Source organism: Gleimia hominis, assembly GCF_002871945.2.
Lineage (GTDB): Bacteria > Actinomycetota > Actinomycetes > Actinomycetales > Actinomycetaceae > Gleimia > Gleimia hominis_A.
This window is the reverse complement of the sequence record NZ_CP126963.1, coordinates 151,116-164,532: the sequence shown is the minus strand read 5'-3', so window position 1 is coordinate 164,532 and position 13,417 is coordinate 151,116. Positions and strand designations below refer to the sequence as shown.

The 13,417-nt window shown below is 58.9% G+C and carries 11 protein-coding genes; 7 read left to right on the top strand and 4 right to left on the bottom strand.

Annotation, left to right across the window (positions count from 1 at the left end):
* Window positions 1-117 precede the first annotated feature (117 nt).
* From CJ187_RS00800 to CJ187_RS00785, 4 genes are all read left to right on the top strand, one after another.
* Complete coding sequence (locus CJ187_RS00800) at window positions 118-1,878, top strand: polysaccharide biosynthesis protein (protein ID WP_102216187.1); 1,761 nt, start codon at window positions 118-120, stop codon at window positions 1,876-1,878.
* Window positions 1,879-1,945: 67 nt separating this feature from the next.
* Window positions 1,946-2,263 (top strand): DMT family transporter, encoded by a 318-nt coding sequence (locus tag CJ187_RS00795; protein ID WP_102216577.1) that lies wholly within the window; start codon window positions 1,946-1,948, stop codon window positions 2,261-2,263.
* A 41-nt stretch (window positions 2,264-2,304) separates the two neighbouring features.
* The gene (locus CJ187_RS00790; protein WP_102216188.1) at window positions 2,305-5,160 is read left to right on the top strand and encodes an FG-GAP-like repeat-containing protein; all 2,856 of its coding nucleotides are present in this window, start codon (window positions 2,305-2,307) and stop codon (window positions 5,158-5,160) included.
* Window positions 5,161-5,169: 9 nt separating this feature from the next.
* Window positions 5,170-5,754 (top strand): sugar transferase, encoded by a 585-nt coding sequence (locus CJ187_RS00785; protein WP_146003064.1) that lies wholly within the window; start codon window positions 5,170-5,172, stop codon window positions 5,752-5,754.
* A gap of 82 nt (window positions 5,755-5,836) precedes the next feature.
* On the opposite strand, the gene CJ187_RS00780 is transcribed toward CJ187_RS00785, so the two are convergent.
* Complete coding sequence (locus CJ187_RS00780) at window positions 5,837-6,964, bottom strand: GuaB3 family IMP dehydrogenase-related protein (RefSeq protein ID WP_102216190.1); 1,128 nt, start codon at window positions 6,962-6,964, stop codon at window positions 5,837-5,839.
* A 75-nt stretch (window positions 6,965-7,039) separates the two neighbouring features.
* On the opposite strand from CJ187_RS00780, the gene CJ187_RS00775 reads away from it, so the two are divergent.
* Window positions 7,040-7,729 (top strand): exonuclease domain-containing protein, encoded by a 690-nt coding sequence (locus CJ187_RS00775; protein WP_102216191.1) that lies wholly within the window; start codon window positions 7,040-7,042, stop codon window positions 7,727-7,729.
* On the opposite strand, the gene guaB is transcribed toward CJ187_RS00775, so the two are convergent.
* On the bottom strand, window positions 7,726-9,237 hold the full coding sequence (gene guaB / locus CJ187_RS00770) for an IMP dehydrogenase (RefSeq protein WP_102216192.1): 1,512 nt from the start codon (window positions 9,235-9,237) through the stop codon (window positions 7,726-7,728). The two genes, CJ187_RS00775 and guaB, sit on opposite strands and share 4 nt — an antisense overlap.
* 195 nt (window positions 9,238-9,432) lie before the next feature.
* On the opposite strand from guaB, the gene CJ187_RS00765 reads away from it, so the two are divergent.
* On the top strand, window positions 9,433-9,732 hold the full coding sequence (locus CJ187_RS00765) for a WhiB family transcriptional regulator (RefSeq protein WP_102216578.1): 300 nt from the start codon (window positions 9,433-9,435) through the stop codon (window positions 9,730-9,732).
* A gap of 367 nt (window positions 9,733-10,099) precedes the next feature.
* Here CJ187_RS00765 and groES read toward each other — a convergent pair whose 3' ends face one another.
* Entirely contained in the window at window positions 10,100-10,396 is a 297-nt protein-coding gene (gene groES, locus CJ187_RS00760) for a co-chaperone GroES (RefSeq protein WP_102216193.1), read from the bottom strand.
* Window positions 10,397-10,650: 254 nt separating this feature from the next.
* Window positions 10,651-11,754 (bottom strand): tRNA (adenosine(37)-N6)-threonylcarbamoyltransferase complex transferase subunit TsaD, encoded by a 1,104-nt coding sequence (tsaD, locus tag CJ187_RS00755; protein WP_102216194.1) that lies wholly within the window; start codon window positions 11,752-11,754, stop codon window positions 10,651-10,653.
* A gap of 140 nt (window positions 11,755-11,894) precedes the next feature.
* Here tsaD and CJ187_RS00750 point away from each other — a divergent pair, with 140 nt between their 5' ends.
* Window positions 11,895-13,304: a hypothetical protein gene (locus CJ187_RS00750; RefSeq protein ID WP_102216195.1), complete on the top strand. Its 1,410-nt coding sequence runs from the start codon at window positions 11,895-11,897 to the stop codon at window positions 13,302-13,304.
* Window positions 13,305-13,417 lie beyond the last annotated feature (113 nt).

Sequence of the window (13,417 nt, the reverse complement as noted above, 5' to 3'; positions counted from 1 at the left end):
GACCCCGCCCTCCGTGGCCCCTGTCACGCACCACCCAAGTTGGTCGTACAATCAAGCCACCGCGACGGGTAGTATCTAAACTGTTACATTTACACCTGTTCACAAACCGGGGGGACGATGAGTATCTCGACATGGCTGCGACGTGCCACTTTGGCGACCTCAGACGCATTATGTTGGATACTCGCAGCGGTTGCGATCACCGCTCTTCGGTTCAGCTTCAGCCTTTCCGCATTAGACCGCAACGCCGTAATCATGTACACGGGCGTAACCATCGCCGTGCAATGGTTAGTTGGGTTCATCACTAAGCAATACCGCAACCGCTACTGGATCGGCACGTTCGAAGAAATGGTGGCGCTCGCATTCCTCGCAGTCGGATCCTCCGTTGCCGGCGCCCTGTCTACCCTGCTGTACCCCGGCGAATTCCTCTCCGGTGCCGTCGCCGTCTCCACTCCCCCACTCGCACTACTACTCATGGCTGCCGCCCGCACCCTGTGGCGCGCCTACAAAACTCTCACCCGGCACAGTGACGCCGACCCCGAACCAGTTCTGGTTATCGGTGCGGGCATCGCCGCCCAGCAACTGCTGCGCCAACTGCGGCTAGACGAACACGCGCGGTTCAACGCAGTGGGCCTCATCGACGACTCCGAATCCAAACAAAACCTGCGGTTAGAAGGCGTGCGCGTACTCGGTAAACGCGCTGACCTGCCCGACGTGGCACGCAAACACGGAGTGTCCACCGTCGTTTACTGCATCAACAACGCCCCCTCCAATACTGCGCGCGAATACTCCCAAATCTGCGACCAAGCGGGCTTAACGATGATGACCATCCCCCCGGTGTCCTCCCTGCTTGGCTCCAAAATAGACCTCAACGACATCCGTGAAATCGACGTGACCGACCTGCTGGGCCGGCGTCAAGTTAAAACGAACCTGACGGAAGTGGCGGGGTACCTCACAGGGAAAACGGTGATGGTAACCGGGGCGGGCGGATCCATCGGCTCGGAAATTTGCCGGCAAGTAAACGCGCTAGGTCCGCGCGAACTCGTGCTACTGGACCGGGACGAATCTGCTCTGCACGCAATGCAGCTGGAACTATACGGCAAAGGCCTGCTAGACACCCCAGACATGGTGCTGTGCTCCATTCGGGACAAGGCCGCGCTACGGAGAATCTTCGCCCAACACCGCCCGCAAGTAGTGTTCCACACGGCTGCCCTCAAGCACCTGCCGATGCTGGAACAATACCCGGAAGAAGGGTGGAAAACGAACGTACTGGGCACCAAAAACCTGGTGGAACTAGCCGACGACTTCAACGTAGAAACTTTCGTTAACATCTCCACCGATAAAGCTGCCGACCCCACTTCTGTGCTGGGGCGCACCAAACGCGTTGCCGAAGAAATCGTGTCGTATTATTCGCACCGCTCCAGCACCCGCCTCGTGTCCGTCCGGTTCGGTAACGTGCTTGGCTCCCGCGGTTCCATGCTGTGGACATTCCGTAAGCAAATCGACAAAGGTGGGCCCGTGACCGTCACCCACCCGGAAGTGGAACGCTACTTCATGACCATCCCCGAGGCCTGCACCCTCGTAATCCAAGCGGGGGCAATCGGCCGGCCCGGTGAAGTGCTCGTACTAGACATGGGTGAACCCGTGAAAATCCTAGACATCGCCAAAGGCCTGATCGCGAAGAGCCACAAAGACGTACCCATCGTGTTCACCGGCATGCGACCGGGTGAGAAAATGACCGAAGCCCTGCGGGGCCGCGGCGAGCACGACGACCGCCCATTCCACCCCCTCATCAGCCACGTGGCGGTACCCGAACTGGACCCAGCTAAACTGGAAGAAATTCACGCGAAAACCACGGCGAAAGACGAAGTGCTGTACTGAACGTCTTCAGATGGTTAACGGCGCGCACGCTCAACCAGGTGCGCGCCCAGACCCTAAAGGAGGTTGCATGCACTGGCTAGTACTGGTTATCTCCGGCATGTTTGAAGCCGTGTGGGCCGTTGCACTGTCAAAAATCGAAGGACTATCAACCCCGGGGCCGATTGCACTGTTTATACTCGGAATGGTCGTTTCCATGGGTGGACTCGGGTGGGCACTACGCGAAATCCCCGTCGGCACCGGCTACGCCGCCTGGGTCGGAGTTGGCGCCGCCACCACCGCCCTGTACGCGTTCACTACGGGCGCTGAACCCGTGTCCGTAATCAAAATCCTCCTTATACTCGGTATCGTCGCCTGCGTGGCTGGGTTAAAACTCGTGTCCCAGTAGTCTCGCAGTTGGGTTCATCCTCTTATTCGGAAGGTTAATCAATGTCCCGCTCCTCCACGTTCCGCCGCAGGCTGCTGGCCATCGTCAGTGTTTTCACCACCACCGTTTTGACCGTGGCCGGGTGGGGTTTTGCGCCCGCCAGTTTCGCCACAGATTCCGATGAGGGACCAGCTGCAGGCATCCCGCCCGTGCGGATTTCTGACGACATCGACAACACTGATGCCACCACGAACGCGCTCGACTCGCTCGCACAACAGCCGGGTGAGGACGCCGATGTGCCCGACTCGCAGACACAACACTCGGGTGAGGACGGAGACGCTACTGCCCCGCAGCAATCCTCCAGCGGCACTACGGTTGACCTTGCGCCCGTGGACATTCCCGCAGGCCACCCCGCGGTGATTGGCGTGACCTGGACGGGCAGCGCCCGCGTGTCCGTGCAAGTGCAGTTACTGCGCGATGGCAAGTGGCAAGATGCCGAACACATCGACATGGAAGCCCCTCAGCGAAATGGGCGGCAAGGCATCACCCCCACTGTGGTGACGGATGCGCAGAAGGTGCGCGCCCGCCTCATAAGCAATAAAGAACAGCCGGTTACTGACCCGCAACTGCACGTCATTAACTCACAAATGACGCAGGCGGACCAGTGGGTTTCGGGGCAGCTGCGAAGCCGTGCGGTTGCAACCGACACGAGCACAGTTATTCATACGCGCAACGAATGGGGTGCGAATCCGGCGTACATGACGTGGCCCACGGAATACACCCTGGGCATACGCGGGGCTGTAATTCACCACACGGTAGGGTCGAACAATTATTCTAAGGCTGACGTGCCCGGAATTATCCGCGACATTTACTACTACCACGCCGTCACCCTGGGGTGGGGCGACATTGGGTACAACGTGCTGGTCGACAAGTTCGGGAACGCGTGGGAAGGCCGCGCGGGTGGACTTACCCGCGACCCGATTGGAGCGCACGCAATAGGTTCTAACTCGTACACGTTCGGCATTTCCGTACTAGGCACGTTCACTAGCGTGCAGCCATCTAATGAGGCGGTGGCAGCGGTGAGCAATATCGTTGCCTGGAAGTTCCGGTTGCGTGGCTTGAAAGCGGCTGCTCCCATGAGTATCCCCGGTAAAGGAACGATAAGTAGCAATATCGTTGGTCACCGCGATGTGTTCGCTACCGCGTGTCCGGGCGAAATGTTCTACCGCTACACACTGCCGCGGATTCGCACGAACGTCGCTCGCATCCTGTCGAACACGGCTCCGAGCGTCCCCCCAGCCACTCCCACTAACCCAAGTTCTTACACAAATATTGGCACGCAGGTGGGGCGCGGTTTTCCCGCGAGCGCCACGTATGACGCGGGGGATTTTAACTCCGACGGGGTGCGGGACACGCTGCTGGTCCGACCCGACGGTCGCCTCACGTTGTTTAACCACAAGAACTCCGCGGCAGTGCCCACGGCGCGTGACATTGGCCGGGGGTGGGGTGGTTTCGAAGACCTCATGACGGGCATCGACTTTGACGGCGATGGGCACCCAGATGTTCTGGCACGTGCCCAAGATGGGCGCCTGCTGCTTTACCCGGGGAATGGGCGCGGAGGGTTCCGCCCAAGCCGCCAGGTGGGAACGGGGTGGCATAACTTTGCGCGCACGTTCGCGGTAGAACACGGCGTGGGGAAGCGCCCCACGGTGCTCGGTTTGTACCCGAACGGTACGTTGCGTGCCTACCCCACCGACGGGTCGGGCCGGTTCACTAGTGCAATCGCGAACTTCCCCGGGGATTATTCAAATCTGGCCGGTGACCCAGCGGTGGCATACACCTCCCGGCCGATGCAACGGCCAGCGCGGGGCACGGGCCTGAGCGGTGCCTTCCCGATTGGAGATTTGAACCGCGATGGGTTCGACGACCTAGCGCAGCGCGACGAGCGGGGCATTAAAGTGCGGTTGGCTTCAGCCACGGGGTTCACCGCGCTTCCAAGTGCGCCAACAGTTGCGGTTTCCTCCAGTTATGCGCGCGGCAACCGGGTGCTCGGCACAGGCAGTGGGGTAACCCGACTTTCCTCAAGTGCTAAACAAGACGTCTTCGCCGTGGTGGATGGTCTGCGCGAACTGCGTATCTTCACCCGGACCATAGGTACCCCACCGGTGTCTTCCCCTAATTCTTGGGCGCTGAGGTGGGGTGAGTCCATGCCGATTGGCCGGGGCTTCCCCACGCAAACGTTCGCGATGGGTGGCTTCTCTGGCAATGGGTACACGGACGCAGCGTTTGTGGACGCGCGCGGCAACCTCAAGCTTCTACAGGCCAGATCCAGAACCTCATTCACATCTGCCCGGCAGATCGGCAGTGGGTGGAACACGGTTAAGCACATTATGACGGGGGTGGATTTTGACGGTGATGGTACCCCGGACGTGATGGCGGTGAACCGCGCCGGCGACCTCATGCTGTATCCGGGCAACCGCGCGGGCGGTTTTAAACCCACTCGGCGCATCGGCACGGGCTGGCAAGGTTTTGTGCGCCTGTTCGCGTTCCAAGATGCAGCCGGCGGCCACCCGGCGATCGGTGCTTTAGATAAAACAGGACGTTTGCGGCTGTATATTACGCGCGGCGGGGCGCAGTTCACTTCCCCACTGAATCTAGGGGTTGGATTTAACCACTTGAAGGACGCGTTTGCCGTGTCGGATTTGAACCAGGATGGGTATTCCGATTTGCTGTTCCGCGACGGGGCCGGCCAACTGTTCATCCAGTCGGTGGCGTCAGGCACCGCGAAGCAGCCGCGGGTAACGGGCCGCGGCTGGGGTGGGTTCACCGCCCTCATGAGTGCAAATCTGGATGACATTTGGGCACGCACCCCCGCTGGGCAACTGGTGCGCTACCAGACGCTTGGGCCGGTGCGGTAACCTCTGACTATGCGCGCTTTTGACGTTGTGACTTCCTCTGCCGCACTCGTGCTGCTCAGCCCCGTGTTCGCTGCAGTCAGTGTGGCAATTAAACTAGATTCGGCGGGCCCTGTGTTTTTCCGCCAGCGCCGCGTGGGGTTAGGTGGACGGCCGTTTAGAATCCATAAGTTCCGTACCATGACTGATGAGGTTCCGCGCGTGAACATTTCTGCCACGGGCGATCCGCGCGTGACCCGCGTGGGGCGGGTGCTGCGCAAAACTAAGCTCGATGAGCTCCCCCAGTTGATCGACGTGGTGCGCGGCGAAATGGCGTTGGTGGGCCCTCGCCCCGAAGTGCCGGAGTACGTGCAGCACTGGCCTGCGAAGTGGCGCCACCTGATCCTTTCGGTACGTCCGGGAATCACGGATCCCGCGTCGATTCGCTACCGCAATGAGGCCGATAAGTTGGCCCGCGCGGACGACCCGGAACGCTATTACATTGAGGTGATTTTGCCTCAAAAAACCAGGCTTTACGCCAAGTACGTGCGCGAGCGTTCCACGCTTGGGGATCTGAAAATTATCGCGCAAACGCTGCGCGCAGTACTGCGTGACTAGATGCCACAGTTGAGGATCGGGCTAACTCACTTGAGAACCCCAGCCGGCCTCGTGAGCACGCGTGGCACGCACACTTATGGCGTCACAGTGATTTTTCGTAGGGGGACACGACCATTTCGACCCTCTGCAGGTCTTTTACTTCCGCGTACCCGGTGGTGGCCATCGCGCGGCGCAGGGACCCGATGAAGTTCACTTTCCCGTCGGCCCGCGAGGATGGCCCCAGCAGGATCTGCTCCATTGTGCCAGCGGTTCCCACGTGCACGCGTTGGCCGCGGGGAAGTTCCGGGTGGTATGCCTCGCTCCCCCAGTGCCAGCCCCCACCGGGAGCTTCACGCGCCCGGGCGAGTGCCGCTCCGATCATCACTGCGTCTGCACCGCAGCCGATTGCTTTGATGAAGTCTCCGGATCTGCCGATACCACCGTCGGCAATTATGTGCACGTAGCGGCCTCCGGATTCATCCAAGTAGTCGCGCCGCGCTGCCGCCACGTCCGCGATCGCGGTGGCCATGGGAGCGTGAATCCCCAGTAGTTGCCGCGTGGTGTGCGCAGCTCCCCCACCGAACCCCACGAGCACTCCAGCAGCGCCGGTGCGCATCAAATGTAGGGCCCCGGTGTAGGTAGCGACCCCACCGACCAGGACGGGCACGTCGAGTTCGTAGATGAACCGCTTCAAGTTAAGCGGTTGCGCGCGCGATGATACGTGCTGGGCAGACACCGTTGTCCCCCGGATTACAAACAGGTCCACACCGGCATCCACCACGTACCGCCAGTACTTCTCGGTCTGTTGCGGCGAGAGTTTTCCGGCCACCACCACGCCCGCGTCGCGCAATTGCCCAAGTCGAGCTGCCATGAGTTCAGGTTTAATCGGTTCGGAATAAATCTCTTGAAGTCGCGCGTTCGACGCGTGGGCGTCTAGCTGGCGAATTTCTTCTAGCAGTGGCTGCGGATCCTCGTACCGCGTCCACAATCCCTCAAGATCTAACACCCCAATTCCACCTAAACGACCCAGTTCAATGGCGGTTTCCGGGCTCATGGTCGAATCCATGGGGGCACCCAGCAGCGGCATTTGCACGTGGTAGGCGTCAATCTGCCAGCTCACGTTCACGTCTTCTGGATCGCGGGTACGGCGGGCGGGGACGAGCGCCACGTCATCTAGCGTGTACGCGCGTCGCGCCCGTTTGCCACGTCCGATTTCAATCTCATAACTCATGGTTCTATCCTATGCAGGTAACATAGGCTGTTGAGCCTAACTGTTCATTTTGTCCACCATTGAAGGAGGATCCGCATGTCCTGGAGTGACGGGCGCCTACTGGGGTTCGATACGGAAACCACGGGGGTTAATACCGCGCAAGCACGTTTAGTTACCGCTGCGATAGTGGTTCGCGACGGCGGGCAGGACCAGACGGTCACGTGGCTTGCGGACCCGCAGGTGGAGATCCCTCAGGCTGCTCAGCGGGTACATGGAATCAGTACGGAGTACGCGCGCGAAAACGGTTCGCCGGCCCGACAGGTGCTGGCGGAAGTGGCGGACATGCTGGTGGAGCAGTTGCATGAGGGCCTGCCGGTGGTGGCGTTTAACGCCCCGTTCGACCTGGCTTTGATGGAGGCAGAACTCGCCCGCCACAACCTGCCTACATTGCGGGAACGTTTGGGGCATTTGAGCCCAATCGTGGACCCCTACGTGTTGGACCGGTACTGTTGGCGCTACCGCAAGGGTAAACGCACCCTATCGGCAACTCTGCCAGCCTACGGGTTGACCGTGGCACAGGACATGCACACCGCGGAAGTGGACGTGCGGGCAACACTCGATTTAGCGCAGGCCATTGCGGCGCGCTACCCGAAGGTCGCGCAGATGGAACCCGGTGAGCTGCACGCCCACCAGGTACAGTGGGCGAAGGAACTGGAAGATTCCTACGCCGCGTTCTTACGCAGCCGGGGCCGTACCCCGCGCCCGCGCGGCCCGTGGCCGATTTAACCGCGACCGAAGTGGTAGTTCGGTGCCTCCGTCGTCATCGCCACGTCGTGGGGGTGTGATTCTCTTAGCCCCGCACTGGTGATGCGCACAAACCGCCCGTTTTCGCGTACTTGCTTGAGGTTCGCGGCCCCAAGGTAGAACATGGATTGGTGCAGCCCACCGATTAGTTGGTACATGACGGCTGCGAGTGAGCCGGAGTACGGGACTTGCCCCTCAATGCCTTCGGGCACGATTTTGTCGTCGCTGGTGACGTCCGCTTGGAAGTAGCGGTCTTTGGAATACGATTTGCGTCCGCGCGAACTCATGGCCCCTAGCGATCCCATACCGCGGTAACGCTTGTATTGTTTACCGTTTGTGAAGACGAGTTCGCCCGGTGATTCCTCACATCCCGCGAGCATGGATCCGACCATTACGGTTGACGCGCCCGCCACTAGGGCCTTGGCGATATCACCTGAGTACTGCATTCCCCCGTCCGCGATAATCGGTATGCCCGCGGGGCCCGCTGCCTGCGCGGCCAGGTGGATAGCGGTGACCTGGGGTACTCCCACTCCGGCAACGACGCGGGTGGTGCAGATCGACCCGGGGCCCACCCCGACTTTCACGCCGTCCACTCCCGCTTCGATCAGCGCTTGCGTCCCTTCCGTGGTGGCGACGTTGCCGCCAATGATGTCGATTCCCTCAAACCGGGAGTCCGCTTTGATGCGCTTAATCATTTCTAACGCCAGTTTCGCCCCGCCGTTAGCTGTGTCGACGATCAGCACGTCCACGTCGGCGTCTGCGAGGGCTTGTGCGCGTTCCCACGAGTCCCCCCAGTATCCGATTGCGGCCCCCACCAGTAGGCGACCATCTTTATCTTTTGAGGCGTTGGGGTACTTTTCGGTTTTAACGAAGTCTTTAACTGTGATCAACCCCGATAGTTTCCCGGCGTCGTCCACGATGGGGAGTTTTTCAATCCGGTGTTTAGCCAGGAGGGCCTTCGCGTCTTCGCGGGAGATTCCGACGTGCGCGGTGATCAGCGGCATGGGAGTCATGCATTCACGGACTTTAGTGGTGGCCCACTGTTCGGGTGGCACGAACCTCAAGTCGCGGTTGGTGATGATTCCTAGCAGGTGGTTTTGTGGGTCTACCACGGGTAGGCCGGACACGCGGTAGTGGCCGCACAGTTCATCTAGTTCCTCAATGGTGGCGTCTTGGTGGATTGTCACCGGGTCGGCCACCATTCCGGATTCGGACCGTTTCACTTGCCGAACCTGCTGGGCTTGGTCTTCGATCGAGAGGTTGCGATGCAAGATACCTATCCCACCTTGGCGGGCCATGGCGATAGCCATGCGCGCTTCCGTTACCGTGTCCATCGCGGCGGAGAGAATGGGGATTCGAAGTGTTATGTTGCGCGATAGTTGCGCTTCCGTGTTCACTTCTGAAGGCACTACGTCCGTCAGTTCGGGCAGGAGGAGCACGTCGTCGTAGGTTAAACCGGTTAGAGCAAAGGGATCGTTCATAGCTGTCATCTTGCAAGTTTAACGTATCTGTATTTGCAGATGCTGCTTGCTTAAAAATTGTGACGGATGTGCTTGGGAAGAGTCGTTTTAGGTGATCACTTCGCAGTGAGCGCAAAAATTTCCTTGATTAAAGCGCGTGAAATCGATAATGTTAAAAACGTTTCCACAGCAGCGCGGTGTTTTCGCGCGGAAAGGAATGTGCGAATGACCGATGTTTCACGGTTGCCAGGTCCGGTTATGGATCGTTGGGATTGGCAATTCCAGGCTGCTTGTCGCGATATGGATACGGAACTATTTTTTCATCCTGAGGGAGAGCGCGGCTCTACCCGTCGCCGGCGAGCCGAGGCGGCGAAAGCGATTTGCGCGACGTGTCCGGTGCTTGAGCAGTGCCGCGAACACGCGTTGCGCGTAATGGAACCCTACGGCGTGTGGGGCGGTATGACGGAAGAGGAGCGGCGCGAAGTTGCCCGCAGTCGGAAACGTCGGCGCGCCTCGGTGGCATAAGTCGCGTGCCTAAGCTTCTATTTCTCGGTGACTTGAGCCCCGTGCTGAAGCTTCTATTTCTCGATGGTTTAAGCCCTGTGCCTATGCTTCCGTTTAGGAGTTCTGTATAGATTTAGGCTGCAAGCATAAATTACTCAACTGCGCGCAGTAGCGCGACCCCCACCCAGGCGGGTGGGGGTTTAATGTTTATTCGGCCGGGTAAAGAATGGTGGGGCAAACACCCCGGTCCAAGCATTACGGGTCCATGCGGCCTGGCCAAAAATTACCGGTGCGCAGGGTAGCGTTACGGGCAGCCAGTGCCAGCTCTGCCGGCTGGTTGGCTGCCCGTAACGGAAGTTTATTTACTTATTTCTAAGTTAACTCGGTGTTACTTCTCTACGATCGCGAGGATGTCACGCGCAGAGAGAATCAGGTATTCCTCACCCTGGTACTTAACTTCGGTACCACCGAACTTCGAGTAGATAACTACGTCTCCCTCAGAAACATCCATAGGAACGCGGTTACCGTTGTCGTCTACGCGGCCTGGACCTACTGCGACGACGGTGCCTTCCTGTGGCTTTTCCTTTGCGGTATCGGGAATAACCAGGCCAGACGCCGTGGTCTGCTCGGCATCGACCTGCTGGATCACAATGCGATCCTCAAGCGGTTTAATGGAAATCGACACTGGTCAACTCCCCTTCCATGTGTGATTAGTTTGTGCGTTACTGGTCCGCCGTCGCGGGTGGTCGGACCCCTAACGTTGGGTCTCGTAGCTGTTGCTACGTTCACTCTTTAGATTAGTTCCCCAGTTAGCACTCTGGCAAGTTGAGTGCCAAAAACATAAGTGTCAATAACATGAGTACTAAAACCATGGGGGCAAAGACTGTGGTACGCCCGCAATGCCTGCGCACCTATATCGGTACCTACCTTGCCGGTGATTTACATGACGGGCACGGTGAGGGACATTTGTGAATCCGGCGCAAAGTCTGGTTCCGAGGGGCGCACCCCCGCTCGTACTAAGGTGGAGCCTATCGCTGCTATTTGTGCCCCATTGTCGGTGCAGAACCGCAGCGGTGGCATGCGCACCGTTAGGCCTTTAGCTTGAGCGCGTTTTTGGATAAGGCTACGTAGCCGCGAGTTAGCACTGTACCCACCGCCAACTACGATCGTGGAGCACTCTAGGTCTAGGCACGCTTGCACGGCTTTTGCGGTTAAGGAGTCGTTTACGGCCTCAGAAAAACCGGCGCACACGTCTTCGTGGCTGAATGGTTCCCCCTTCTTCTCGTGGGCGGATACGTAGCGGGACACCGCGGTTTTCAGCCCAGAGAAAGAGAAGTCGTAGCGGTACTTGTTTTTGTCGCGCGCACTGGCTAGGCCGCGGGGGAATCTAATGGCTTCCACGTTTCCGGCTTGCGAAAGCTTATCTACGTGGGGGCCACCCGGGTAGGGCAGGCCGAGTAGGCGCCCAACTTTGTCGAATGCTTCACCGGCAGCGTCGTCCAGGGTGCCGCCGAGTTCTTCCACGTCTGTAGCCAGGTCCCGCACGTGCAATAGGTTTGAATGTCCCCCGGACACCACGAGGCCGATGAACTGTTCTGGCATTGGCCCGTCAACGAGTTCGTCAACCGCCAGGTGTCCAAGCACGTGGTTCACTCCGTAGATTGGTTTTCCTAGCGTTTGCGCGAGCGCTTTAGCGCCGCATATACCCACCGTTAGCGATCCGATGAGGCCCGGACCTGCTGCCACTGCGATTGCGTCAACGTCTTCGAGGCGCACATGGGCTTCGGTGAGCGCAGATTCAAGTGTGGGCAAGAAGGATTCCAAGTGGGCGCGAGACGCGATTTCGGGGATTATCCCCCCGTAGCGCGCGTATTCATCCATGGAGGTTGCGGTCCGGTCTACGAGGAGTTCACCGCCGCGCACCAGGGCGAATCCTGTTTCGTCACAGGTTGATTCAATGCCAAGCACCAGCGGGTTATCTTTCTTCCACCGCTGGGAGGTTTCTAACTGGGGTGTTTTCAAAGCCGTATCCACGCGCTTCATTCTAGTCCTCCTTCTACGCTAGGCGCCATAACGATCCAACCTATGCGGCAGCTGAATCCGGGGCAGCGCAGCTGATTTGGTAGTGCGGGTGACCCGGGGCACGTGCCGCATTAGGATCGTTTAGAGAGAAAGGAGGTCACGTGAAGGACGCGACTCCCCACCTTAAGGTGGAGACACCTGAAGAAGAACCAGAACCAACAGTGGTGGTTTACGATTTTGATTCTGTGCATCAAGCCTCGCTTTGGCGGTCTTTGGGGCCCGATGAGGCAACCGCGCAGTTGAACTCCGCGTTGCGAACCGCGGTGTTGCTGGGTGACCACCTTTGTTTAGATAGAAACCAGCTGTTGGATGGCATATTTTTCCTCTCTCAAGGCCCCGAGGGAATCGCTCACGAACTAGGTTTAGGTCCAAACGATCGCATTCCCATCACGGTTAACTGCCAGCCGACGCGGGAGGATGCGAGGTATGTGGATGTGGACTTCCAGCTACAGAAAGTTCGTAGCTCGACATTCCGGGCGGCGTCTTCGGCTATCATGGCCACCACCCGGGCGCATCCGCCTAATGATTGGCAATGGGCTCCGCGTGGCCCCGATTGGTATCCGGGTGCTGGGCTAGCTTTCCCAGCTAGTAGTTTGCACAGTGGTGAAGGTTTGGACGATCGTATGATCGTGACGCTCCTTGAGCGAGCGCAAGACAGGTGGGTGCAAGCCATGTTGGACGGTCGCGTAGGCGTGGATTTGTGGCAGTCTGGCGGGTTAGACATGGCTTCTGCGCTCCAGGACGTGCAGGCGGATTTGGAAAGCCGCGGGAAGGTACCGCAGTTGGCTCGTCATCTGTTCGACAACTCGAATGTGGCTGCCCGAAAGAGCGCGACCGCGTTGGTAACCAGCCTGCTGCCCAAGTTGGGGTTGAGTGAAGCGCAGGGGCGGGCTGCTATGGAGATGTGGTCGCGTGCGTATTATCGAGCGATTGCGAAGCGTAGTTCGAGCACGTACCTCACCTTTTACGACCAGCCGGAAACACTGGGGGCGGACATGGATCTGGCGTGCGCGTACGGGCTGGTTTTACCTGTGCGCAGCTGGTTTGAACGTCTGCGTGATCGTACTTTTACACCCGCACACGCCTCTAAACTCCGTGTGGAGGGTGAGATTTTAGATTACATGCGGGTGATTGCCCCACCATTGTTTGCGCAGTTACATGAGGTTACGCGCGAGCAGGCGCGGGCGTTGTTTCTTGAGGGGCAGTCGGGCGCCATGTTCAATATCGCTCTGGCTGCGCGTGAACTGGTTGGGCAAACGCATTCGCACCGGCACAAGAAACGAGTGACCCTGCTGCGGATGATAATCATGACGACGCTCGTGTTGTTCGTTGCGTTCTTGGGTTTGTACACGGATTCTGCGAACCTGTCGGCTTTTACGCGCGGCACGCTACTGGGGTTGGCGGGGGTGCTGGGTGCGGTGTCGTCGATGCCGTGGGATGATATAGCTCAGGTGTGGCAGCTGCGGAAGTCTTCGATGACTGCAACTTTGTCGATGGTGCAAACTGAGTGAGTTGTTTTGCGGACCCGGTTTTGGTGGGTGGTTAAGTAGTTATTTTTGGGCCGTCTCAAATTTTTGGAGCGTCTCTAATTTGAGTTTTTTGGGTTTTAGATCTTAAGGGAGGA

Bases quoted from the DNA above. Each gene is read 5' to 3' on its own strand.
- CJ187_RS00775 (WP_102216191.1), top strand. From the start codon at position 7,040: ATGTCCTGGAGTGACGGGCGCCTACTGGGGTTCGATACGGAAACCACG.
- CJ187_RS00780 (WP_102216190.1), bottom strand. From the start codon at position 6,964: ATGAGTTATGAGATTGAAATCGGACGTGGCAAACGGGCGCGACGCGCG.
- CJ187_RS00800 (WP_102216187.1), top strand. From the start codon at position 118: ATGAGTATCTCGACATGGCTGCGACGTGCCACTTTGGCGACCTCAGAC.
- CJ187_RS00795 (WP_102216577.1), top strand. From the start codon at position 1,946: ATGCACTGGCTAGTACTGGTTATCTCCGGCATGTTTGAAGCCGTGTGG.
- tsaD (WP_102216194.1), bottom strand. From the start codon at position 11,754: ATGAAGCGCGTGGATACGGCTTTGAAAACACCCCAGTTAGAAACCTCC.
- CJ187_RS00785 (WP_146003064.1), top strand. From the start codon at position 5,170: ATGCGCGCTTTTGACGTTGTGACTTCCTCTGCCGCACTCGTGCTGCTC.
- CJ187_RS00765 (WP_102216578.1), top strand. From the start codon at position 9,433: ATGACCGATGTTTCACGGTTGCCAGGTCCGGTTATGGATCGTTGGGAT.
- guaB (WP_102216192.1), bottom strand. From the start codon at position 9,237: ATGACAGCTATGAACGATCCCTTTGCTCTAACCGGTTTAACCTACGAC.
- CJ187_RS00790 (WP_102216188.1), top strand. From the start codon at position 2,305: ATGTCCCGCTCCTCCACGTTCCGCCGCAGGCTGCTGGCCATCGTCAGT.